Below are 22,764 nucleotides of genomic sequence, written 5' to 3' on the forward strand. Positions count from 1 at the left end.
ACCCGCACAGAGCGCGCACGTCCCCCCGCTCCGGACCGGGACGTCCTGCCAGAACACCGCACCTGCGAACGCTCCGGACCGAGGCTCCCGCCCAGAACCCCGCGGCTGCGCACGTCCCGGACCTGAGCCGGACCTGAGCCGGACCTGATCCGGACCTGCTCCCGGCCACGGATCCCGCCCGGGACGTACAGGCAGGGCCCGCCGCGGCCGTATCACGGTGCGGCGGGCCCTCCCCGTCACGTCAGGGCGTCCCCGTTCTCGCTCAGGCGCGCCGCAGCCTGAGCGTCACCAGCTCGAAGGGGCGAAGCGGGACGGTGATCCGGTCGCCGTCCCGGCCCGGTGCCGTCGCGTCGGCCAGCGGCCGCTCCAGAAGGTCGGTGACCGTGACGGTCGCGACGTCGAAGCCCGGTGTGAGCGTGGCCCGGGTACGGCCGCCGCGCGATTCGTGGAAGCGGACGACCACGTCGCCCGTCCCGTCGTCGGCGAGCTTGACGGCGGTCACGACGACCGCGTCCTGCTCGACGCTCACCAGCGGCGCGACCTCGTGAGCGCCGCTCACCCGCCGCTCCGGCAGGTTGATCCGCCAGCCCTCGCGCACCGCGTCGCCGATCCCGGCACCCGGCACGAGGGCGTGCCGGAAGCGGTGCACGCCCTGGTCGGTCTCGGGGTCGGGGAAGCGCGGGGCACGCAGCAGCGAGACACGCACCGTGGTGGTCGTGCCCCCGTCGGTGTCGCGCACGGTCCGGGTGACGTCGTGGCCGTACGTGGAGTCGTTCACCAGGGCGACGCCCCAGCCGGGCTCCTCGATGTGCACGAACCGGTGGTTGCACGCCTCGAACTTGGCGGCCTCCCACGAGGTGTTGGTGTGCGTGGGCCGGTGGAAGTGCCCGAACTGGGTCTCGGACGCGTACCGTTCGGCGTGCACGTCGAGCGGGAAGGCGAGCTTCAGGAACTTCTCCGTCTCGTGCCAGTCGACCTCGGTGTCGATGTCGAGGCGGGGCTCGCCGGCTGCGAGCGAGAGCACCTGGGTTACCCGCGACGCGCCGAAGGACCGTACGATCCGGACGGACACGCCGTCCTCGCCGGGCGTGATCTCCTCCGTGCCGACCAGGTCGGTGACCGTGTTGCGGTAGAACTCGTCAACGTCCCAGGCGTCCCACATGTTCGGGAAGTCGGGGTGCAGCTGGAGCAGGTTCGCGGCGGTTCCGGGCGCGATAGTCTCGCGGTCGGCGGTGAGGTCGTAGGCGGAGACGACGAGTCCCCGACCGTCGATCTCGACGCGCAGCAGGCCGTTGTCCAGGACGTAGCCGCCCTGGACGCGCGGGGCGAGCGCGGCGACACCCTCGATCCGCGGCGTGCGGGCGCCGCCCGCGGGGATCCCGTCCCGGCCGTGCGGTGCGGAGTTGAACACGAGGTCGGTCGCGCCCTCGCCGGCGAGGGCGCGCTGGGCGACGTCGATGATGCCGTCCAGCTCCTCGGCGACGCGGCGGTAGGTGGCCCGGGCCTCCCGGTGCACCCAGGCGATGGACGACCCCGGCAGGATGTCGTGGAACTGGTGGAGCAGCACCGTCTTCCAGATCCGGTCCAGCGCCTCGTACGGGTAGGGCAGCCCGGTCCGTACGGCCGCGGTCGCCGCCCACAGCTCGGCCTCCCGCAGCAGGTGTTCGCTGCGCCGGTTGCCCTGCTTGGTGCCGGCCTGGCTGGTGAGCGTGGCCCGGTGCAGTTCGAGGTACAGCTCTCCGACCCAGACGGGGGCGTTGGGGTACTCGGCGGCGGCCTTGGCGAAGAACTCCCCGGGGGTCTCCCACACCACGGTCGCGGAGCCTTCGAGGTCACGCAGCCGGGCCGCCTTGGCGACCATCTCGCGCGTCGTGCCACCGCCTCCGTCGCCCCAGCCGGTGGGCGCCAGCGAGTGCCGGGCCACGCCCTTGTCCTTGAAGTTGGCCGCCGCGTGGGCGATCTCGCTGCCCTTCATGGAGCAGTTGTAGGTGTCGACGGGCGGGAAGTGCGTGAAGATGCGGGTGCCGTCGATGCCCTCCCACTGGAAGGTGTGGTGCGGGAACTTGTTGGTCTGCGACCAGGAGATCTTCTGTGTGAGCAGCCACTTGGAGCCGGCCGCCTTGATGATCTGCGGGAGTCCGGCGGCGAAGCCGAAGGTGTCGGGCAGCCAGGCCTCGTCGTTCTCGACGCCGAACTCGTCGAGGAAGAACCGCTTGCCGTGCACGAACTGACGGGCCATCGCCTCCGAGCCGGGCATGTTGGTGTCGGACTCGACCCACATGCCGCCGGCGGGTACGAAACGCCCGTCGGCCACGGCCTTCTTGACCCGGGTCCACACCTCGGGCCGGTGTTCCTTCACCCAGGCCCACTGCTGGGCCTGGGACATGGCGAAGACGAAGTCCGGCTCGTCCTCCAGCAGTGCGGTCATGTTGGAGGTCGTCCGGGCGACCTTGCGGACGGTCTCGCGCAGCGGCCACAGCCAGGCGGAGTCGATGTGCGCGTGCCCGACGGCGCTGATGCGGTGGGCGGAGGGCGCGGCAGGCGTGGACAGGACGTCGGCCAGCCGCTCACGTGCCGCGGCCGCCGTGCCGCCGACGTCCTGGAGGTCGAGCGCGTCCAGGGCCCGTTCCACGGCGCGCAGGACGTCCCAGCGCCGGGCGGACTCCAGGGGCAGTTCGGCCATCAGCTCGCCGAGGACCTCCAGGTCGACGACGAGCTGCCAGACGGTCTCGTCGAAGACCGCGAGGTCCATGCGCTCCAGGCGGTACTGCGGTTCGCTGCCGGCCGTCTCCTTGTCGCCGAGCCGGGTGGGCAGGAAGGGGTGGTAGTCGAGGATGACCGGGTTGGAGGCGGCCTCGATGTGCAGCCGGACCTCCTCCCCGCCCTCGACGGGCGCGCCGATGCGTACCCACTGGTTGCGCGGGTTCAGGCCCTTCACGGGTGTGCCGTCGGGGCGGTAGACGAGTCCCTCGCACTGGAAGCCCGGCATGTTCTCGTCGAAGCCGAGGTCGAGCAGCGCCTCGACGGTCCGGCCGGCCCACGCCCGGGGGACGGTGCCGGTGACGCGGAACCAGCTGGTGCCCCACGGAGCACCCCAGCGCGCGCCCGCCTCGATCGGTTCCACGCTCGCCGCGATTCCCTCGGCGACCGGTACCGGCTCTCCGGGCGCGTGCCACACGGCCACGTCCAGCGGTACTGACTCGGGGTACACGGCGGGACGTATGCGCTCGTCCAGGACGCGCTTGAGGCGGGCTTCGACCAGGGTGCGGTCGTCATGCATGAGAGTGCTCCGTGGGGTGAGGGTGCGGGCTACCAGGTGTGGGTGGTCGTGGCTGCGGTGGAGACGGTGAACAGCTCCCCCACCGCGCGCAGTTCGAACCGCGCGGCCGTCTCGCCCTGTTCGGGTGCGAGACCGCCGACGTGGAACGCGCGCTGACAGGTGCCGCCGAGGAAGCGGCGCGTGCCGTCGGGGAGGATCCGGTACAGCTCGTAGTGGCGTACGGGGCCGGGGGCGCCCTGCCAGGCGAGGCGCAGGCTGCCTCCGTCGGCGTCGGTGACGCGCAGGCCGGCCGGTGCGGCGGGGGTCACCGGCGCGTCCCGGACTGCGAGGGCGCCGAGGCGCCAGCGGACCGCTCCGCCGCCGGTCATCCGGACCCCGAGCGCCCGGACGGTGCCCGACAGGCCGGTGAGCCGCACGGTGGAGGTCTGCCAGCCGCCGCCGGGGGTCACCGGCAGCGGGAGATACGTGTACGGGGGCGCGCCGCCCGCGGTGGCGGGTTCGGCGGTGGCGACGGCCAGTTCCAGGGCGGGACTTCCCGCGTCCGTGCGGTGCGTCACTTCGACCACCGTGCCCGGACCGATCGGCAGCCGCGTGGCGTACAGGTCCAGCGTGGTGGGTGCGTCCGGGCTGCCGGCGACCAGGACGCTGCTGCCGCCGCGCCAGGCGTCCGCGAAGTCGAAGGTGACGGCGGGGCGGCGGCCGGTGGTCCGCACCACCCAGCGGCGGGAGGGCAGCCGGTCCTGGAGGCCCAGGTGGTTCCAGGCGGAGCCCGAGGTGACCTTTCCGTCCTCGTACCACTTCAGCCCGTGGCCGGTGTTGAAGGAGGTGGCGAACGGGACGGAGGTGACGGTGGAGCGGTCGGCGACGGAGACGGCCGGGGCGCGCCAGGCGGCGTCGGTGTCCGGCCTGGCGGGGTCGAGGGAGGCACCGGTCCAGAACAGGTCGTCGGCGGCGTGGAAGTCGCCGGGCGTCCGGTTCGCGGGGAGGTGGTTGCGGGTCCACTCGGGCCGGTAGAAGCCGATGGAGGTGACGTGCGCCTTGCCGGTCGGCACGATGGCGTCCCAGTCCACCGACGCGCCGGTGCCGTTGGCTTCGACGTCGACGCCGGCCCACAGTTCGTAGCGGCTGCGGCCGAGTTGCTGCGCGGTCGTCCCGGAGGAGGCCAGGCTGCCGGCGGACCAGCGGAAGTCCACGAACATCGAGTCCGCGGCCTGGAAGAAGGACTGGTTCTGGTTGTTCAGCGCGCCCTGCCAGCTCACCGTGCCGTTCACGGTCATGGCGTCGTACCAGGTGACGCGCTGTCCCCTGGCGGCGCCGAGGGACTTCAGTTCGCGCAGGAAGCCGAGCATGCCGGTGGCCAGCGCCGTGTTCCCGCCGCCGGTCTCGGCGTTGACGAACCAGCCGTCGAAGCCGTACGCCTCGGCTACGGCGACCAGTTGCGCGGCCAGCGGGTAGTGGCCGTTCGCGTCCTTCTGCACCAGGTCGCGGGTCCACTGGAGTTGTCCGCCGTAGGCGACGGGCGGCAGGAAGACGTTGCCGAGGACGGGGACCCCGTGCCGGTGGGCCGCGTCCACGATCGGCGCGTTGGGCGCGAGGATCAGGCCCTCGCCCGAGGAGCCGCCCCAGAAGACGAGTTCGTCGATGTATGCCCAGTGGGTGAGGGCGTAGTAGTCGGCGTCGGCCGAGCCCTGCGAGGGGTTGGCCGACGTGGGCCCGAAGGAGACCAGGGACTGGATGCGTGCCTGGCCGGAGCGGGCCGTGGTGTTCGCGGGGGTCGGGGTGAAGCGTGCGGCGAGCGGCACGGACGCGGCGTTGAAGGCCAGGTCGGCGTCGCTGCCCGCGCGCCAGGCCTTGAGACTGCGCCAGGTGATTCCGGTGCCGGGGGTGCCGGACGGCAGTGAGTCGGGATACCAGTAGGACGCGTAGGGCTGGAGGTCCCGGGCGGCGGCCGTCGCCCCGGCGCCGCGGGACGCCGCGGTCGCCGTGCCGGACAGGCCCGGCACGAGTCCGCTCGCGGCGCCGGCCGCGGTGAGCAGGACGGTGCGTCTGCTGAGGTTCACTGTGTGCTCCGTATCGTTGGGGACGGACTACGGTGCTTGCGGTGGTCCACGGTCACCGGGTGACCTGGTCCGGGATGACCTGGTCCGGGGTGACGACCTCGGTGATGCCTCGCGCCGCGAGGTGTTCCGCGTCGGCGGCGCGGCTCGCGAGCACGGTGGTGGGCCTCGCCCCGTCGGCGGTCAGCCGGGCGAAGGCCTCGAAGACCGGGCCGCCGGGCGCGCAGACCGAGCGGCCCGGTGCGGTGTCGACGACCAGGGCTGTGGTGCGCGGTGCGGGCGCCTCCGGGCGCTGTTCCTTGACGATCCCGGCGATGCTCTCGCCGGCGGGCTTGGTGCGCCGGTCGTTGGTCAGCAGGCCGAGGCTGTACTCGAGTTCGGGGAAGTCGGCGAGGCCGCGGCTGACGTCGTGCGAGCACCACCAGGTGACGCCCCACAGTCCGGGGCAGTCGAGGGCGTGCGCGACGGTGGCCTCGGTGAAGGCGGCGGCGTGCTCGGCGGGGATCAGCGGGGCGGGCGCGCCGACCTCCTGGAGCCAGACGGGGCGGTGCGGGTCGGTGGCCCAGGCCTTGGACAGCTCGATGAGGTAGGCGGCGTGGTGCTCGGTGGCGACACCCGTACGCCCGTGGCGCTGCGCCGTGCCGTTGAACACCCACGAGTGCACGGCGGTGACCGCGCCGAGCCGTGCCGAGTGCGCGGGGGTGAACGGCTGGTCGTCCTGATACCAGGCGGCGTCGTACGAGGCGTGCAGGTGGAGCTTGCCGGGGGCGCCGTCGGAGCAGGCGGTGAGCAGCCGGTCCAGCCAGCGGCCGGCCTGCTCGGAGGTGATCAGGTCGGGGTCGGGGTGGGGGCCGGCCGCGAACTGGTTGACCTCGTTGCCGATCGTCATCCCGATGAAGTTGGTCCGGTCCGCGAGGGCGGTGGCCAGGGTGCGCAGGTACTCCGCCTGTGCCTCGACCACGTCCGGGTCGGTGAAGATGTTGCGCCGGTGCCAGGTCTGCGTCCACGCCGGCAGGAAGTCGAAGCTCGACAGGTGTCCTTGCAGTCCGTCCACGTTGACGTCGAGTCCGCGCTCGGCCGCCGCGTCGGCGAGCGCGACGAGCTGTTCGACGGCACGCGGCCGGATCAGCGTCCGGTTCGGCTGGAAGAGTGGCCACAGTGGGAAGACCCGGATGTGGTCGAGACCGAGGGCTGCGATCGAGTCGAGATCGGCGCGTACGGAGTCGAGGTCGAAGTCGAGCCAGTGGTGGAACCACCCCTCGCTGGGGGTGTAGTTGACGCCGAAGCGCACGGCAGGGGGCATGCGGGGTCCTTGCGGAATCGGTGGTACGGGAGGTCAGCCCTTGACGGCGCCCTCGCCCACACCGCGGAAGAAGTAGCGCTGGAGGCAGGCGAAGAGCGCGATCAGGGGTGCGACGGCGATGATGGTGCCCGCGGCGACGAGCCGTTCGTCGTTGGCGAAGGTGCCGTGCAGATAGTTGAGTCCGATGGTCAGGGTGAATTTCGACGGGTCGCTGAGCACGATCAGCGGCCACAGGAAGTCGTCCCAGGCACCCATGAAGGCGAAGATCGCGACCACGGCGAGGGTGCCCTTGACCGACGGGAGCGCGATCCTGAGGAAGCGCTGCCAGGCGTTCGCGCCGTCGACGAAGGCGGCCTCCTCGATCTCGTAGGGGAGGTTGAGGAAGGCGTTGCGCATCAGCAGGACGTTCATCGCTCCGATGCAGCCGGGCAGCACGACGCCGATCAGCGTGTTGTTGAGGCCCAGCTCCCGCATGGTCGTGAACTGGGCGATGATGATGCTTTCCGCCGGCACGAGCATCGCGAGGACGAAGACCAGGGTGGCGAGTCTGCGACCGCGGTAGCGCAGCCGGGCGAGGGCGTACCCGGCGAGCGCGGATCCCACGCAGTTGGTCACCACGTTGGCCGCCGCCACCTTCAGCGAGTTGAGGGCGTAGTCCCACACGGGGATGGTGTCGGCGACGCGCTGGTAGTTGTGCAGGGTCGGATCGCCCGGCAGGAACCGCGGCGGCGAGCTGAAGATGTCCTCGTGCGGGCCCTTGAGCGAGGTGGACAGCTGCCACAGGAACGGGCCCACGGTGAGGGCCAGGACACCGACCAACAGCGCGTAGCGCAGGACGAGTTCCCACACCCGGATACGCCGGCCGTGCTCGTCCCGGAGGCGGGGTGCGCGGACGGTGACGGGTGTCTCGGCGGGGCGTGCCTTCTCGGTGACGCTCACGTCTCTTCCTTCCGGTCGGCGCGCAGCACCAGCAGCATCAGGACGACGGTGACGAGGAAGACGACGACCGAGATGGCGGAGGCGTAGCCGACCCGTCCGGTCAGCCCGGTGCCGGTGCGCTGTACGAGCATCACGAGGGTGGTGTCCTCGCCCGCCGGGCCGCCGTCGGGGCCCGCCATCAGGTAGACCTCGGAGAACACCTTGAAGGCGGAGACCGAGGAGAGCGCGGCGACCAGCACCATGGTGGAGCGGACGGCGGGCACGGTGACCGTGAAGAAGCGGCGCACGGCCCCCGCGCCGTCCACCTGGGCGGCCTCGTGCAGTTCGCGCGGCACGTTCGCGAGGGCCGCCAGGTAAATGATCATGTAGTAGCCGAGGCCCCTCCAGACCGTGACGGCCATGGCGCTCAGCAGGAGCAGCCACTGGTCGCTGAGGAAGCCGACCTTGCCGACGCCGATCGCCTCCAGTAGCGCGTTCACCAGGCCCCGTTCGTCGAGGAGCCACACCCAGATGAGGCCGACCACGACGATGGACGCGACCACCGGCGTGTAGAAGGCCGACCGGAAGAAGGTGATGCCGGGGATGTTCTTCTGGACGAGCAGGGCGAGCAGCAGCGGCAGCAGGACGAGCGCGGGGACGACCCCGAGGACGTACAGCGTGCTGTTGCGCAGCCCGGTCCAGAACATCTCGTCGTGCAGCAGCTCCCGGAAGTTGGCCAGGCCCACGTACTCGCCGGGCATCAGGGTCCGGCGGTCGGTGAAGGCGTTCACCAGGGTGGAGACGAAGGGGTAGAGGATGAAGACGCCTACGACCAGGACTCCCGGGGCTGCGAACAGCCAGGGACTGGTGGGTAGTTGACGCCTCACCCGGGAGCCGGGCCGGGGCGCGCCGGGGCCCTGCTCGCGGGTCGCGGAGCCGGGGTGCCGCCCCCGCGCTGCGGAGCGCGGCACCCGTGCGGTACTGGAGGGACTCGCCATGCCTGATCAGCCCTGCTGCTGGAGCAGCCGGTCGGAGGCCTTGACAGCGTTGTCAAGTGCCGCCTTGGGGCTCTCCTTGCCCTGCAGCGCCTTGGCGACCTCGTTGCGCAGCGCCGTCTTCATCTGCTCGCTGAACAGGACCGGGGTGTAGTTCACCGCGTTCTTCAGGGACTTGGCGGCGGCGATACGCACCCGCGTCTCGTCGGTCCCGTCCTCCTTGGTGAAATAGGGGTCGTCGAGCGATCCGGCCGTGCTCGGGAAGATCGCGACCTTCTTGGCGAAGGACATCTGGTTCTGCGCGTCGGTGACGTAGTGCGCGAAGGCGACGGCGGCCGGCGTTTGCTTGGTGCGCGCGTTGACCATCACGCCCATCACGTACATGTTCACCTTGCCGGTGCTGGTGATCTGGTCCGTGATGCCGATGTTCTTGTACAGGTTCGGCGCCTGCTTCTTGAAGTTTCCGAGGTCCAGCGCGCTGCCCGGGTTCATGGCGACGGCGCCGGTGAGGAACTTCTTGCCGGACGACTCGGGGGTCGCCGTCAGGGCCTGCGGGTCGAGCGCCTTGGCGTCGTACAACTCCTTGTACTTCGTGAGGAGTTCGACGCCCTTGGCGTCGTTGAAGGCGAAGCCGGTGCCCTGCTTGTTCATGAGCTCGACGCCATAGCGGCCGAAGTCCTCGATGGTGGGCACGTTGGCGAGCGTGGCGACCTTGCCGTCGCTCTTCTTCGCCAACTGGAGCGCCTCGGCGAAGAGTTCGTCGTACGTGGTGGGCGGCTTGGAGGCGTCGAGCCCGGCCTCCTTGAAGAGCGACTTGTTGTAGAACAGCGGCCCGGTGTTGAGGTACCAGGGGAAGGCGTACGTCCCGTTCATCCCCGGGATCTGGTGGCTCGCCCAGGCGCCGTCGAGGTACTCCTTCTTGTACTGCGCGGCGGACTTGTCGAGGTCGAGCGCGAGGCCCGCCTTGGCGAGCGGCGCGACCAGGTCGGGCGAGACGTTGACGACGTCGGGCAGGGTGCCGCCGGCCGCGTCGGCGCTGATCTTGTCGGCGTAGCCCTCCGCGGGCTGGTCGATCCACTTCACGTGGGTGCCGGGGTACTTCTTCTCGAAATCGGCGATCACGCCTTCGAAGTACGGCTTGAAGTTGGCCCTCAGGTTCCAGGTCTGGAAGGTGATGTCGCCCTCGATCTTGCCGGAGGCGTCCGTGGAACCGCCGGCGTCGTCCCCGGAGCCGCAGGCACTCAGCGGCAGGACGAGGGCGACGGCGGCGGCGACTAGGGCTCTGCGGGGTATAGGCACGGTGACACGGCTCCCTTGCGGCGTCTGCGGGTGGTGCTCGGTGGTGGCGCCAGCGACCTTGCCCGGCACACTTCGGGAAAGTCAATGGATTCGTGCGGACTAAATGAATCCGCAGAGCATTAGTCCAGGTCAGAGGCGTGTCACCACACACTTGCAGGTTCCCACTAATGCGCTTTAGGGTTGGATCACTCAAGCGCATTAGTGCACGGCTCGGAGAATTGGGGGTCAGGGTGCCAGCCAAGCGGTCACCCGCGCGCCGGCCGACGATGAAGGACATCGCGCGGCGCGCCGGGGTCTCCGAGAGCGCGGTCTCCTTCGCGCTCAACGACCGGCCCGGTGTCTCCGAGGTCACGCGCGACCGGGTGCGCCGGGTCGCCGAGCAACTGGGTTGGCGGCCCAGCACGGCGGCGCGCCAGTTGTCGGGTGAGGGGGCTGCCACGGTCGGCCTCGTGGTCGCGCGCCCCGCCGACACGCTCGGCGTCGACTCCTTCTTCCTCCAGCTCATCTCCGGTATCCAGGAGGTGCTGGCGGAGCGTCATCTCGGCCTCCTCTTCCAGGTGGTCGAGGACGTGGACGCCGAGTGCGGTGTCTACCGTCGCTGGTGGGCCGAGCACCGGGTGGACGGAGTGATGGTGGTCGACCCTCGCGTCGACGATCCGCGTCCGGACCTGCTGGACGAACTGGGCCTGCCCGCCGTGGTGATCGGCGGCGTGCCGGACGCCCGGCATCCCGGCCTGTCGACCGTGTGGGCGGACGACGCGGGTGCGATGGCCGCGGTCGTCGACGAGCTGTACTCGCTCGGCCACCGCAGGATCGTGCACATCGCGGGTCTGCCAGGGCTCGCCCACACCGAGCGGCGGATCCGTACGCTGCGTGCGGAGGCCGAGCGGCGCGGTCTGGCCGAGGTCCGCTCGGTGACCACCGACTACTCCGACTCGGAGGCCGCCGCGGTCACCCGCCGCGTGCTGGAGGGCGGCACCCCGCCGACCGCGCTCGTCTACGACAACGACGTGATGGCCGTCGCCGGCGTCGCCGCCGCCACCGAGCTGGGCTTCTTCGTGCCGGGCCAGGTGTCGGTGGTGGCGTGGGAGGACTCCGCGCTGTGCCGCATGGTCAAGCCCTGGCTGTCCGCGCTCTCCCGGGACACCGTGGAGTTCGGGCGTACCGCCGCGCAGGAACTGACCGCGCTCCTCGACGGCGGTCCGGCGCGGACGGTGCAGGTGCCGGTGCCGCGCCTGATCGAGCGGGACAGCACGGGCCCCTGCGGGGCGTGACCGGGCGGCGCCCGCCGGCCGACCGGCCGCGCCGCCGCGCCGCCTGCGCTCGCCCGGCGTCCCGCGCCCCGCGTGCCAGCTGCTCCACTCCGCGCGCCCGGCATCCCGCCTGCTCCACTCCGCGCGTGCCCGGCGTCCCGCCTGCTCCGCACTGCGTCCGCGCCCTGCCTCACCCCTCGCGGTTTCACCCGTTCGGGGCACCCTTCGGGGCGGCTGCCTCCGTCCGCGTGCGCTCCCACCCGAGTGTGCGCACGGTGGGACGTACGGACTTCGTGACGACGGTGAGGGGCGATGATCGTATCGGTGGTGTCGATGCCGGAAGGGCTCGTCACGCGCACGGACGCGGCTCAGGCACGTGAGCGTCTCGCCACGTCCGCCTTCGTGCTCGTCGACGTCGAGCTCCCCGAGGAAGCGGCACCCGACGAAGAGCCCCTCGCCCCCCAGCTCGGCCTCGACGCCGGACGTTACGCCTGGTTCGGCAGGAAGGGCGAACCCGTACGGGCCGAGTACCAGGGGGACAGGGCGACCTTCGTCGTACCCCTGTACCTGACGGACCGGGTCGCCCATGTCCACGTCCTGGTCACCGAGCAGCACCTGGTCACGGCCCACCGGGGGCAGGTCGAGCCACTGGAGAACCTCGCCTCGCAGCTGCCGCAGGAAAGGCCCGCCGACGCCGTGGCCGTGCTGTTCCTGCTGCTGCAGGCGGCGCTGGAGACCTTCCGACGGGCCGCTGTGGCGGCCCTTCTGACGGTGGAGGACCTCGAGGACGAGATGTTCGAGAACCGACGCGCGGAGCAGGTCTACCGACTCTCGCAGTTGCGGCGGCGAGCGGCTCTCCTGCACCACTCGCTGCTGCCCTACCTCCAGACGATGGACGAGGTCATCACGCGGCGCATGCTGAGCAGCACCTTCCCCGAGGCACGCCAGCGGCTCGCCCGGGAGTTCCAGCAGGGGTGCAGGCTGGTGCGCACGGACATCGAGTCCCTCCAGGACGCCACCCGGCGCGCCTTCGCCAGCTACACGTCCCTGGTCTCCGGCGAACAGAACGGTGTGATCAACCGGCTGGCCATCGTGTCGACCATCTTTCTGCCGCTCACCTTCCTCACCGGGTATTTCGGTATGAACTTTACTTATCTGACGGACAAGTTGGAAAGCGGAGCGGTCTTCTGGCTGCTCGCCGTCGGGTTGCAGGTGATCTCCCTGGTCGGCGCCCTCTACGTGCTGCACCGCACGAACCTCTGGCGACGGCTGCGCGACGAGGGCTGGGAGGACCGGTGAGCCCGGTGCACGAGCGGTGGTACCCGTACCGCGCCGGGCGCACGAAGCACTCCCGTTGACGGCGGACCCATACTCGTGTCCACGGCACGGTCGCGGGCCCGTGGCCCGGTCGACGGGGTCGGTACCGAAGCGCCCGCCGGACGGCCGTCCCGGCCGTCCGCGGTCCGTCGCGCACCAGGGCCCCGCCCGACCGGTGACCGGTCCGGCTCCCGACCGCTGGATGCCCGGATGGACGTGATCCACTTCCGGATGGTCATGCCGGCCGCGCTGACCCGGTCCGCGGTCGAGTGCGCTCCGGCACAGGAGGCCTCCGGCACAGGAGGGCGGTCGCCCCGGCCGAGCCGCGCCGCCCTGCCCCGCGCCCGGCCCGGCGGGACGGAGTCCGGCCCTCGACTTAGGCTGAACAGGGGGTGCGTCGGGTGGATCCCGTACCGGAAGGACGCGCCGATGGACGACTACCCGCTGATCGAGAACCACGGCCTGCTGGGCGACCTGCAGACCGCGGCGCTGGTGACCGTCGACGGTACGATCGACTGGTTCTGCGTCCCGCGGTTCGACTCCCCCAGCGTGTTCGGCGCGCTCCTGGACAAGGAGAAGGGCGGGCACTGCACGGTGCGGCCGGTACACGCGACGTACGCGACCCGGCAGCTGTACCTCCCCGACACGGCGGTCCTGGTGACCCGGTTCATGACCGAGGCGGGCGCCGGAGAGGTGATCGACTTCATGCCCGTGACGGGGATGACGGTCACGTCCCGCCACCGGCTGGTCCGCATGGTCCGCTGCGTGCGCGGAAGCATGACGTTCGACGTCGAGATCGCCCCCCGGTTCGACTACGGCCGCAAGGCCCACCGCATGCACATCACCGAGCACGGAGCGGTGTTCGCCGCGGAGGACGGCACGGAACTCACCGTGCACTCCATCCGCGAGCCGGAGGACGAGCGGATACTCGACGTCCTCATGGATCGACAGGACGACCTGCACTTCTCGTTGACCCTGCAAGCCGGGCAGGAGCGCGGGCTGATGCTGGAGTCGGACGCCGACGGGCCTCCCCACGCGTTCCGTCTCGCCGATTACCAGCGGCTCTTCGACGACACCGTGGCGTTCTGGCGTTCCTGGCTGGGGCAGTCGCGGTACTCGGGACGCTGGCGGGAGGCGATCGAGCGCTCCGCGATCACGCTGAAGCTGATGACCTACGCCCCCAGCGGCGCGCTGGTGGCCGCCCCGACGGCGGCACTGCCCGAGCAACTGGGCGGCGAGCGCAACTGGGACTACCGCTTCACCTGGATCCGTGACGCCTCCTTCTCCGTGTACGCCTTGCTGGGACTGGGTTTCACCGAGGAGGCCAAGGCCTTCATCGTATGGCTGGGCAACCGGGTCAAGGAGCGGGCCGGCAGTGACGGGGACTCCGGACCGCTCAACATCATGTACAAGGTCGACGGCTCCTCCGAGCTGGAGGAGCAGATTCTCGACCACTGGGAGGGCTACGCGCGTTCCGCGCCGGTTCGGATCGGCAACGGGGCCGCGGCCCAGCTCCAGTTGGACATCTACGGCGAGGCGCTGGACAGCATCCATTTCGCGGACCGGCACGGAATCCAGCTGGGGCACCACGGCTGGACGTCGCTGCTGACGAACCTCGACTGGCTGGTCGACCACTGGGACCTGGCGGGCGACGGCCTGTGGGAGAGCCGTGGCGGACGCAAGAACTACACGTACGGCCGCGTGATGTCGTGGGTGGCCTTCGACCGCGCTCTGCGGCTCGCCGAGTCGAACGGCCGGCCCGCCGCGGCAGCACGCTGGCACAGAGCGCGCGACGACCTCTACGAGCAGGTCATGACCGAGGGGTGGAGCGAAAAACGTCGGGCCTTCGTCCAGCACTACGGCGGTGAGGTGCTCGACTCCTCGCTGCTGCGCATGGCGACGGTGGGGTTCGTCACCCCCGACGACTCGCTGTGGCTCTCGACCCTCGACGCCATGGAACAGGAGCTGGTCAGCGACAGTCTGGTCTACCGCTACGATCCCGCGGCCTCGCCCGACGGGCTGCGTGGCACGGAGGGCACTTTCTCGCTGTGCACGTTCATGTACGTCGACGCGCTGGCACGCGCGGGGCGGACCAACAAGGCGCGGCTGGTGTTCGAGAAGATGCTGGGGTACGCCAACCATCTGGGCCTGTACGCCGAGGAGATCGACTTGACGGGCCGTCAACTCGGTAATTTCCCTCAGGCGTTCACGCATCTCGCACTCATCGACGCCGCCATCACGCTGAACGCGGCGCTCGACCGGCGGTGACCGGAGTCGGTCAGCCGTGCACCGGCGCGCCCGGCACCGGCGCGGGTCCGAGCAGGACGAGCGCGTCGCCGGCCACGGCGGTGACCGGCTGCTCCCCGGTGACCGGCTCCAGCCGCCCGTCGCCTCGTACGACGAAGAGGGTCTCGTGGCCCGGCGGAGGCGGGTCCGCGGCGGGCCATACGTGGAACCGGGCGCCCCGCGCGTAGCGGGACGCCACGGCGTGGCGGACGAGTTCCGGGCCGAAGAGCGTGTCACCGACGGTGTACAGGGCGACGACCCCCCGGCTGTCGGGAGGCGGGCCGATGCGGTGGACCGGACCCTCGACGCTGTCCGCCATGACGATCGAGGCCAGCGCGTTGAAATCGTCGTCGTCCGTGAGCAGGTAGAGCGATGTGACGCCCTCCAGCCGCGCCTGCGGATCGGTGGCCACGGACATGAGCTCGCCGGCTGCCAGCTCGATCCCGGCTTCCTCGATGCGGTTCCTGTCCTGGATCGATCCGGCCCACATCAGCACGTCGAGTCCCGCGCCGCGCAGGGTCCGGGCGAGATCGACCACCCACGGGGTGCCGCCCACCAGCAGCGGGCGGGCGCGCTCGGGGCGGGCGATGCCGAGCTTCGTGGCCACCGGTCTCACCGTCAGCGCGTAGACCACGACCGTCCCGACGATCACCAGGAAGGTGACGGGGAGGATCTTGTCCGCGCCCCGCAGGCCGGCGGCGGCGAGCGAGGCGGAGAACGTCGTGGCGGTGGACGCCGCGACGATGCCGCGCGGAGCCAGCCAGCCGATGAAGGCGCGCTCGGGCGCGACGACGTCCGTCCCGGCGGTGGACACCAGGGCGACCAGCGGTCTGACCACGAGGACGAGCACGGCGACGAGCACGAGTGTGGGCAGCAGGACCGGGAGGACCGCCTTTGGCGCCACCGTGGCCGAGATGGCGATGAACAGCAGGCCGATGATCAGCTGGACGAGCGTCTCGAAGAACGGCCGGCGGGCGGGCAGGTCGAAGCCGGGAAGGTTCGCGACCGTCAGCCCCGCGATGATCGCGGCGATGAGCCCGGTGTCGGCGAACACCATGTCGCAGCCCGCGGCCACCACGACGACGGTGCCCAGCTGGGCGAGCGTGCCGAGCGTCTCGCCGAGGCGGAGCACGCGCAGGGTGAACCACAGCAGTGCGGCGCCGACCGCGCCCCCGGCCAGTCCGACGGCGATGCCGGCGACGAACGAACCGAAGCGGAAATGACCGGCCTGGAGTCCGCCCGAGACGATGGAGTGCAGGGCGACGGCGCCGAGAATGCCCCCGACGGGATCGATCAGGGACCCTTCCCACACCAGGATCCGCCGCACCTTGTCCGAGGGCCTGACGTGGTCGAGCAGCGGGCCGACCACGGTCGGTCCTGACACCACGAGGACGACGCCGATCACGCTGGCCACGGCCAGGGGCACGCCGAGCAGGGCGGGCCCCAGAGCCAGGACGGTTCCCCAGGTCAGCAGCACGCCGGTCACCATGAGCCGTACGACGACCTTGCGCGTGGCGCCCTTGAGATGGCGCAGGTCCAGCCCGAGACCGGCGTCGTAGAGGATGATCGCCACCGACAGCGACACCAGTGGTGAGAAGGCCTCGCCCAGGAGCTGGTCGGGATGGATCACGTCGGTGAGGGCTCCGGCGGCGAACCCGACGGGCAGCAGCACGATCAGGGCCGGGATCCGCAGCCGGTTCGCCGAGATCTGGGCGCCCACGGCGAGCAGGACGGTCAGACCGATGCCGAGCAGGATGTCGTCCTCGGTCATCGCGGTCTCGCTTCTCCGTGTGCCCGGTGCGTGGCCGCCATGCGGTCAGCCCTGGTCACCGCTGCCGCCGCGGCGCAGGTCGGCGTCGGTGAGGCCCTCCAGTTCGCCCTGGGTGTCCAGCCAGTAGAGCAGGGCGACCGCGGGGATGATCAGCAGGACCGCGACGAGGGTGACGAACGTCAGCCAGCGCAGTGTGGTGTGCGCGCCCGCGCCCTCGGCGATCGTCATCGACGTCGGGATGAGGTAGGGGCGCTGTGCCATGCCCCAGGCGATGACGGACGACGCGACCACGGTGACGGCGCTCACCCGGGCCCAGCCCCCGGAAGGACGCATCAGCAGCCAGGCCGTCGTGAGCGTGCTCAGTGCTGCCACGACGACGAAGACCAGGCCGACGCCGTGCGTGAGCCCGTGCCACAGGTGCGGGGCGTCGCCGTGGGTGACGAAGAGCGTGACCAGGGCGAGGACGGCGACGCCGGCCAGGGCGCCCAGGGCCCGCCGCCGGAAGTACCCGTCGAGATCGGGTACGTCGAAGCGCCGGGCGTCCGCTGCCAGGAAGACACCGCCGAGCAGGGCCGTCGTGGCGACGGCGAGGAGACCGAACAGGAGCGAGGTCGGGTTGGCCCACGCCTCGGTCGCCGCCATGGTCCCCGCCGTCACCCGGCCCGAGGCCACTCCCCCGGCCGCGGCGCCGAGGAAGAACGGCGTCAGCAGCGACGAGACGGCGAACACGGCTCCGTACAGCCGGCGGCCGGCCGGCCGCCGGCTGGGTTTGCGCAGGGCGAAGCCGGCGCCGCGCAGGACGGTGCCGACCGCGGCCAGCGCCAGGGGCAGCCACATCGCCGTGAACACCTGCTGGAAGAAGACCGGGAACCCCGTCCACATGATGACCAGCACGAAGATGAGCCAGACGTTGTTGACCTCCCATACGGGGGCCATCGCGTGGTCGATGAGCCAGCGGGGGCGCTTGCCGCGTTCGGCTCCGCCCGCGGTCAGGTCCCAGAAACCGGCCCCGTAGTCGGTGCCGCCGGCGCAGGCGTAGGCGGTGATCACGAGCAGCAGGACGACGGCGACGACTCCGGCGATCACGGTCGGCCTCCCGAGGAGGGGGGTCCGTCGCCGCCGGTGCGGGAGGTGCCGGCCGCCGCGACCGGGGACCGCGGACCGTACGGGGTGTCCGTCTCCGGCGTCTGTGCGGGTGTGGCGGGGCCGGAGCGCTCGTCGGCGAGGCGCCAGCGGGTCCGCATCTTCAGCAGCACCACCAGGAACGACCCGAAGACGAAGGCGTACACCGCGACGACCGTGCCGAAGGTGATCCACAGGACGGTGGAACGCGTCGACGTGACCGCTTCGGCGACCCGCATGTTCTGGTACACGATCCAGGGCTGGCGGCCCACCTCGGTGGTGATCCAGCCGCACTCGACGGCGCCGACGGAGGCCACGCCCGCGCACGCCGCGCCGCGGAAGAACCACGGAGAGGTGGGCAGTCGGCGGCGCCACAGCCACAGGACGCCGTACCAGAGGGCGAGCAGGAGCAGCAGTGAGCCGAGGAAGACCATGGCGTCGAACGCGAAGTGCGTGAGGGTGGCCTGGGTGGCGGTGGGCCGGTCGCTCGCGGGAACGGAGGTCAGGCCGGTCACCTTCGTGTCGGGGCGGAAACCGGCGAGGATCGAGTCGAGTTGGGGGATCTTGATGCCGCCGGAGACCGTGCCGTCGGGGTGCAGCCGGCCGAACAGGTACTCCGGCACGTGGGTGTCGGTGTTCCAGACGATCTCCATGGCGGCGAACTTCACCGGTTGCTTGTGGAACACCTGGCGGGCGATGGAGTCGCCGAGCACGAACTGCACCGGCGTGAGGACCGCGGCCACCGTGAACGGGACGGTGAAGCCGAGCCGGTGATATCGGTCCCGGCGCCCGCGCAGCCAACCGACCGCGTAGACACCGGCCACGACGTAACCCGCCGTCACGAACATGGCCACGACGAAATGCCAGTACTGCGGCCCGAACATGGGCGTGAAGATCGCCTTCCAGATCTTCACGTCGACCGGGTTGCCGGCGGAGTCGCCGGTGAAGCCCCGCGGGGTGTTCATCCAGGAGTTGGCGGCCAGGATGCCGAAGGCACCCAGCAGGGCCGCGAAGGGCAGGGGCAGGCCGAGCAGGAAGTGGGTGCGCGGCGGAAGCCTTCGCCAGCCGTAGAGGTAGATGGCGATGAGTACGGCTTCGAGGAAGAAGGCCCAGGCCTCGACGCCGAACCCGATGCCGAAGACATCGCCCCACCGTCCCATCATGCCGGGCCACAGCAGCCCGAACTCGAAGGACAGCACGGTGCCGGTGACGACCCCGATGGCGAACTGGACCGCCATGACCGCGGACCACCGGCGCGCCAGCAGCAGTGCGCCCGGGTCGCCGCGGCGCAGCCCGTAGCCGTGCATGACGAGCGTGATCAGGGGCAGTGCCACGCCCAGCGGTACGAGGATGATGTGCGAGGCCAGGGTGAAGGCCATCATCGATCTGGCCGGGAGCATCTGCGCCGGCGCGTCCGTCAGCAGGGCGGAAGCGATGTGCATGTGAGTCTCTCCAGGGCCGACGCGACGAGGGGTGTCAGCCGCCGGTGGCGAAGCCGGGGAAGAGGGTCATCCCGCCGTCCACGTAGAGGGTGGTGCCCACGACGTAGTCCATGAGGTCCGAGGCGAGGGCGACGACCGCGTAGGCGATGTCCTCGGGGTCGCCGATGCGGTCGTACGGGATCAGCCGCAGGAGGTCCTCACGGGCCTGAGGTGTCTCCCAGGCGCTGCGGTTGATGGGGGTCTTGATGGCGCCGGGGGCGACCGCGTTCACCCGGATCTTGTTCGGGGCGAGTTCCTGGGCCAGGGTCTGCATCATCATCTGTACGCCGCCCTTGGAGGAGGCGTAGTTGACGTGCCCGGCCCACGGGATGATCTGGTGCACCGAGCTCATGCAGATGATCTTCCCTGCGGCGCGTGACACCTCGGGGACGACGCCGCGCCGCAGGAACTCCTTGGTCGCCTCCCGGGCACAGAGGAACTGCCCGGTGAGGTTGACGTCCAGCACCTTCTGCCACTGGGCGACGGTCATCTCGGTGAAGGCGGAGTCACGCTGCAGCCCGGCGTTGGCGACCAGGATGTCGATGGTGCCGAACTCCTCGACCATCCGGTCCGTCATGGCGACGACCTGGCCCTCGTCGGACACGTCCGCCTCATAGGCCGCAGCCCGCACCCCGAAGGCGGTGATCTCCTCGACCACCTTCTCGGCTTCCTCGCCACCGGCCACGTAGTTCACGACCACGTCCGCTCCCGCGCGGCCCAGGGCGATCGCCGTGGCCCGGCCGATCCCGGAATTGGCTCCCGTCACCAGCGCCTTCTGGCCCTTGAGCAGGTGGGCGGGGACCACGCCCTGAGGTGCGCCCTCGGAACTCACGATGACTCTCTCCTCGATCACGGGACCCGGTCGGCCGGGCCGCGGCCCGGAGGTTTCGGGCGTCACACGATCACCGTGAACGCGTGTGCGCATGTCGGGAGCCGCTGTGTTGCGCTGGGCGGCTGAGGAACTTCGCCCGGTCGGAGGCCGGGCGAAGGCCGTGGTTCAGGACAGCCGCTCGGCGATGTGGTCGCCGACCCGGAGGGCGTTGGCGATGGCCGTCAGGGACGGGTTGACCGCGCCGATGCTCGGGAAGAAACTCGTGTCCGCGACGTAGAGGTTGTCGAGGTCGTGGGCCTTGCAGTTGACGTCCAGGGCGGAGGACGCCGGGTCGTCGCCGAACCGCACGGTGCCCGCCTGGTGGGCGGTGGCACCGATGGGCATGCCCTTGTGCAGGTAGAGGCTGTGGGACAGCAGACGGTGCTCGCGCATGCCCAAGTGGCTCAGCATGTGCTGGAGCTTGTGCCGCAGGCGGTCGAGACCGGCGATGTTGTTGTTCTCGTCGAGTGTCAGACGGATGCGGCCGTCGGCGTCCAGGGAGACCCTGTTGCCGGGCTGCGGCAGGTCCTCTCCGCACAGCCAGAAGTCGACGGCGTGATGGGCGAGGACTTCGAACGGCATGTCCGGTGCGACCGCCCCGGCCCACCGTGGGGCCTCGCCGTGGATCTGCTCGGCGTCCGACTTGCCGAGCATCTGGATCCCCCCGAGGGGGTAGTCCCAGTCGTCCGCGCCCAGATACCAGTCGTGCAGGGCCAGGGTCTTCTGGAACCGGGTGTCGTTGGGTTCCTTCGAAATCGCCATCAGGGCCAGGTTGTTGTGGCGCATGTAGTGCCGGCCGACCACGTCCGAGCTGTTCGCCAGTCCGCCCGGGTGCCGGTCGTTGGCCGAGACGAGCAGCAGGACCGCGGAGTTGACCGCCCCGCAGGCCACGACCACGACGTCACCCGAGAAACGGGCCTGTTCCGCCCCGGGGAGCTGGGCGACGACCGCGGTGACACTGCGGCCCGTCGGGTCGGTCTCCAGCCGCGTCACACGGGCGTTGGTGACGAGCTCGACGTTCGGGTGCCGCAGGGCCGGTTCCACGCAGATCACCTGGGCGTCGGACTTACCGCGGACCAGGCACGGGAAGCCGTCGACCCGGTCGCAGCGGATGCAGACACTGGAGTGGGTGGCACGGCCGTTCGCGTCCTGGGTGAGGTCGACGCCGATCGGCAGGTGGAAGGGGTGCAGTCCCTGCTTCTCCAGGTCGTCGCTCAACTGCTGTATCCGCGGCTCGTGTTCGACCGGCGGGTAGGCGTACTGACCGCTGTACGGGCCTTCCCACGGGTCCTCACCGTGCCGGCCGTGCACCAGGTAGAGGTGCTCGGCCTCGGTGTAGTACGGCTCCAGGTCCTCGTAGCCGATCGGCCAGGCGGGAGAGACGCCGTCGTGGTGGCGCAGTTCCCCGAAGTCCTCCGGACGCAGCCGGAACAGCGCGGCGCCGTAGAACTTGGTGTTGCCGCCGACGTAGTAATTGACCTCGGGCGGGAATTCGTTGCCGTGTCGGTCGAGCCAGAACTCCGGCGCCCGGTACTTGCCCTTGACGAACACGGCCGTCGAGTCCCAGTTGTCCCGTTCGCGCGGCAGGTAGTCGCCGCGTTCGAGGATGAGGACGCGCTTGCCGGAGGGGGCGAGCCGGTGGGCGAGTGTGCCTCCGCCGGCGCCGCTGCCGATGATGATGACGTCGTAGTGGGGGAAGCCGCCCATGGCGACCACCGTCCTCGCTCGTGCGGTCTCGGAGCGGTGCCGGGATCTGCCTCGGCCCTCCCCTCTTCGAACATATACGGCCTGCGGCGCCGCGGCACCCGGAGCGCCGTCGGGCCCGGTCCGTCACAGGACGGCGATGGGGTTCACCGGTGAGCCCGTGGCCGACGGCAGCCGCAGGGGCGCGACCACGCACAGGAAGTGCCGGAGGCCCGACTGTTCGCACGCCGGTACGAGTTCCTCGAAGTCCAGGTAGTCCATGAGGTGCATTCCCATGGCCTGTACGGCCAGTACGTGGACGGGGAACGCGACGTCGGCCACGACGCCCGGGGCCGTGTCGTTGTTGCCGTCCGATCCGAGGGCGGCGACGCCCCGCTCGGCCAGGAAGTCCATCGCGTTCGGATGCAGGCCCGCACGCGCCCGTGCCGTGTCCCAGCGGCCGAGGCTGCGACGCCGCAGGCGGTGCCCCACGCGCACGAACAGCAGGTCGCCCGGGCCGACCGTGACGTCCTGGGCGACCTCGGCGGCCGCCAGTTCGTCGGCGGTCACCGCGTCGCCGGGCTCGAGCCACGGCACGCCCCGCAGACGCGGGATGTCCAGGAGAACCCCGCGGCCGACGATGCCGTCCCGCACGAGGTCCACCGTCAGCGCGCCCGCACCGTCGGGTGTCACGGTGCTCGCCGGGACACCGCCGTAGAGCTCACCGTCGAAGATCACATGACAGAGCGCGTCCAGGTGACTGTCGGCGTCGCCGTGCACGTTCATGGCAAATCTGTCGAGGGCGAACCGGAGTCCGTGCCCGTCGGCTTCCCCGTCCGCCGGGGCGATCATCGAGTGGGACGCCGGGTGCGGGTCGTCCGGGCCCGGGCTGGTCTCGACGGGAGCGGCGAGCGACACGGTGCGTCCGGACCGGACCCCGGCCGCAGCGGCCACCACGCGTTCGGGCGTGATGCGGCTCAGCGTTCCGCGCCGCCGGTCGGTGCCGCCGCCGAGGGCCTGTGCGCGCAGCCGGTCGTACAGGGACCGGAATGCCGCCTCGGACATGGACGGCGGCGCCGTCGCGTGCGACGGCGCCGGGTGGTGCCGGTCCGGGCTCATGACGACGAC

Annotated in this window: 15 protein-coding genes; 3 read left to right on the plus strand and 12 right to left on the minus strand. The window is 70.9% G+C overall.

Features of this window, described 5'->3' with window-relative positions; genetic code table 11:
* Positions 1-262: 262 nt before the first annotated feature.
* From H305_RS0101120 to H305_RS0101145, 6 genes are read right to left on the minus strand one after another with little or no spacing between them, the layout of a single operon-like run.
* Positions 263-3,280 (minus strand): alpha-mannosidase, encoded by a 3,018-nt coding sequence (locus tag H305_RS0101120; protein ID WP_028798779.1) that lies wholly within the window; start codon positions 3,278-3,280, stop codon positions 263-265.
* A 29-nt stretch (positions 3,281-3,309) separates the two neighbouring features.
* A complete protein-coding gene (locus H305_RS0101125) occupies positions 3,310-5,340 on the minus strand; it encodes an endo-beta-N-acetylglucosaminidase (RefSeq protein WP_028798780.1) in 2,031 nt (676 codons plus the stop codon).
* A 52-nt stretch (positions 5,341-5,392) separates the two neighbouring features.
* Positions 5,393-6,640, minus strand: coding sequence for a glycoside hydrolase 5 family protein (locus H305_RS0101130; protein ID WP_028798781.1), 1,248 nt, complete (start codon positions 6,638-6,640; stop codon positions 5,393-5,395).
* 33 nt (positions 6,641-6,673) lie between these two features.
* Positions 6,674-7,579 (minus strand): carbohydrate ABC transporter permease, encoded by a 906-nt coding sequence (locus H305_RS0101135; RefSeq protein ID WP_028798782.1) that lies wholly within the window; start codon positions 7,577-7,579, stop codon positions 6,674-6,676.
* Positions 7,576-8,556 (minus strand): carbohydrate ABC transporter permease, encoded by a 981-nt coding sequence (locus H305_RS0101140; RefSeq protein WP_078628820.1) that lies wholly within the window; start codon positions 8,554-8,556, stop codon positions 7,576-7,578. Before H305_RS0101140 ends, H305_RS0101135 begins: the two co-directional genes overlap by 4 nt.
* 6 nt (positions 8,557-8,562) lie before the next feature.
* Positions 8,563-9,852 carry an ABC transporter substrate-binding protein gene (locus tag H305_RS0101145; RefSeq protein ID WP_028798784.1) on the minus strand — a complete coding sequence of 430 codons (1,290 nt, stop codon included), beginning with the start codon at positions 9,850-9,852 and terminating at the stop codon, positions 8,563-8,565.
* Positions 9,853-10,082: 230 nt separating this feature from the next.
* On the opposite strand from H305_RS0101145, the gene H305_RS0101150 reads away from it, so the two are divergent.
* The 3 genes from H305_RS0101150 to H305_RS0101160 all read left to right on the plus strand — a co-directional run bounded on the left by H305_RS0101150 (position 10,083) and on the right by H305_RS0101160 (position 14,690).
* The gene (locus H305_RS0101150) at positions 10,083-11,126 is read left to right on the plus strand and encodes a LacI family DNA-binding transcriptional regulator (RefSeq protein WP_028798785.1); all 1,044 of its coding nucleotides are present in this window, start codon (positions 10,083-10,085) and stop codon (positions 11,124-11,126) included.
* Positions 11,127-11,417: 291 nt separating this feature from the next.
* Positions 11,418-12,404 carry a CorA family divalent cation transporter gene (locus tag H305_RS0101155; protein WP_234020586.1) on the plus strand — a complete coding sequence of 329 codons (987 nt, stop codon included), beginning with the start codon at positions 11,418-11,420 and terminating at the stop codon, positions 12,402-12,404.
* Between the two features lie 447 nt (positions 12,405-12,851).
* On the plus strand, positions 12,852-14,690 hold the full coding sequence (locus tag H305_RS0101160; RefSeq protein WP_028798787.1) for a glycoside hydrolase family 15 protein: 1,839 nt from the start codon (positions 12,852-12,854) through the stop codon (positions 14,688-14,690).
* Positions 14,691-14,700: 10 nt separating this feature from the next.
* Here the strand turns inward: H305_RS0101160 and H305_RS0101165 are convergent, their stop codons facing one another.
* The 6 genes from H305_RS0101165 to H305_RS0101190 form a co-directional block, all read right to left on the minus strand.
* Positions 14,701-16,479, minus strand: coding sequence for a cation:proton antiporter (locus H305_RS0101165; RefSeq protein WP_028798788.1), 1,779 nt, complete (start codon positions 16,477-16,479; stop codon positions 14,701-14,703).
* A 45-nt stretch (positions 16,480-16,524) separates the two neighbouring features.
* Positions 16,525-17,565, minus strand: coding sequence for a cytochrome d ubiquinol oxidase subunit II (locus H305_RS0101170; protein ID WP_028798789.1), 1,041 nt, complete (start codon positions 17,563-17,565; stop codon positions 16,525-16,527).
* Positions 17,562-19,043, minus strand: coding sequence for a cytochrome ubiquinol oxidase subunit I (locus tag H305_RS0101175; RefSeq protein ID WP_028798790.1), 1,482 nt, complete (start codon positions 19,041-19,043; stop codon positions 17,562-17,564). The genes H305_RS0101170 and H305_RS0101175 overlap by 4 nt, the downstream gene beginning before the upstream one ends.
* A 34-nt stretch (positions 19,044-19,077) precedes the next feature.
* Positions 19,078-19,872: an SDR family oxidoreductase gene (locus H305_RS0101180; RefSeq protein WP_051370331.1), complete on the minus strand. Its 795-nt coding sequence runs from the start codon at positions 19,870-19,872 to the stop codon at positions 19,078-19,080.
* 207 nt (positions 19,873-20,079) lie between these two features.
* On the minus strand, positions 20,080-21,660 hold the full coding sequence (locus H305_RS0101185; RefSeq protein WP_028798792.1) for a GMC oxidoreductase: 1,581 nt from the start codon (positions 21,658-21,660) through the stop codon (positions 20,080-20,082).
* Positions 21,661-21,783: 123 nt separating this feature from the next.
* Positions 21,784-22,701 (minus strand): cyclase family protein, encoded by a 918-nt coding sequence (locus H305_RS0101190; protein ID WP_028798793.1) that lies wholly within the window; start codon positions 22,699-22,701, stop codon positions 21,784-21,786.
* Positions 22,702-22,764 lie beyond the last annotated feature (63 nt).

This window comes from Streptomyces sp. 142MFCol3.1 (genome assembly GCF_000424945.1).
Lineage (GTDB): Bacteria > Actinomycetota > Actinomycetes > Streptomycetales > Streptomycetaceae > Streptomyces > Streptomyces siamensis.

What these genes read in the sequence shown, in the direction of transcription:
- H305_RS0101185 (WP_028798792.1), bottom strand. Translation starts at nt 21,660, where the DNA reads ATGGGCGGCTTCCCCCACTACGACGTCATCATCATCGGCAGCGGCGCC.
- H305_RS0101160 (WP_028798787.1), top strand. Translation starts at nt 12,852, where the DNA reads ATGGACGACTACCCGCTGATCGAGAACCACGGCCTGCTGGGCGACCTG.
- H305_RS0101165 (WP_028798788.1), bottom strand. Translation starts at nt 16,479, where the DNA reads ATGACCGAGGACGACATCCTGCTCGGCATCGGTCTGACCGTCCTGCTC.
- H305_RS0101175 (WP_028798790.1), bottom strand. Translation starts at nt 19,043, where the DNA reads ATGCACATCGCTTCCGCCCTGCTGACGGACGCGCCGGCGCAGATGCTC.
- H305_RS0101140 (WP_078628820.1), bottom strand. Translation starts at nt 8,556, where the DNA reads ATGGCGAGTCCCTCCAGTACCGCACGGGTGCCGCGCTCCGCAGCGCGG.
- H305_RS0101155 (WP_234020586.1), top strand. Translation starts at nt 11,418, where the DNA reads ATGATCGTATCGGTGGTGTCGATGCCGGAAGGGCTCGTCACGCGCACG.
- H305_RS0101130 (WP_028798781.1), bottom strand. Translation starts at nt 6,640, where the DNA reads ATGCCCCCTGCCGTGCGCTTCGGCGTCAACTACACCCCCAGCGAGGGG.
- H305_RS0101120 (WP_028798779.1), bottom strand. Translation starts at nt 3,280, where the DNA reads ATGCATGACGACCGCACCCTGGTCGAAGCCCGCCTCAAGCGCGTCCTG.
- H305_RS0101190 (WP_028798793.1), bottom strand. Translation starts at nt 22,701, where the DNA reads ATGTCCGAGGCGGCATTCCGGTCCCTGTACGACCGGCTGCGCGCACAG.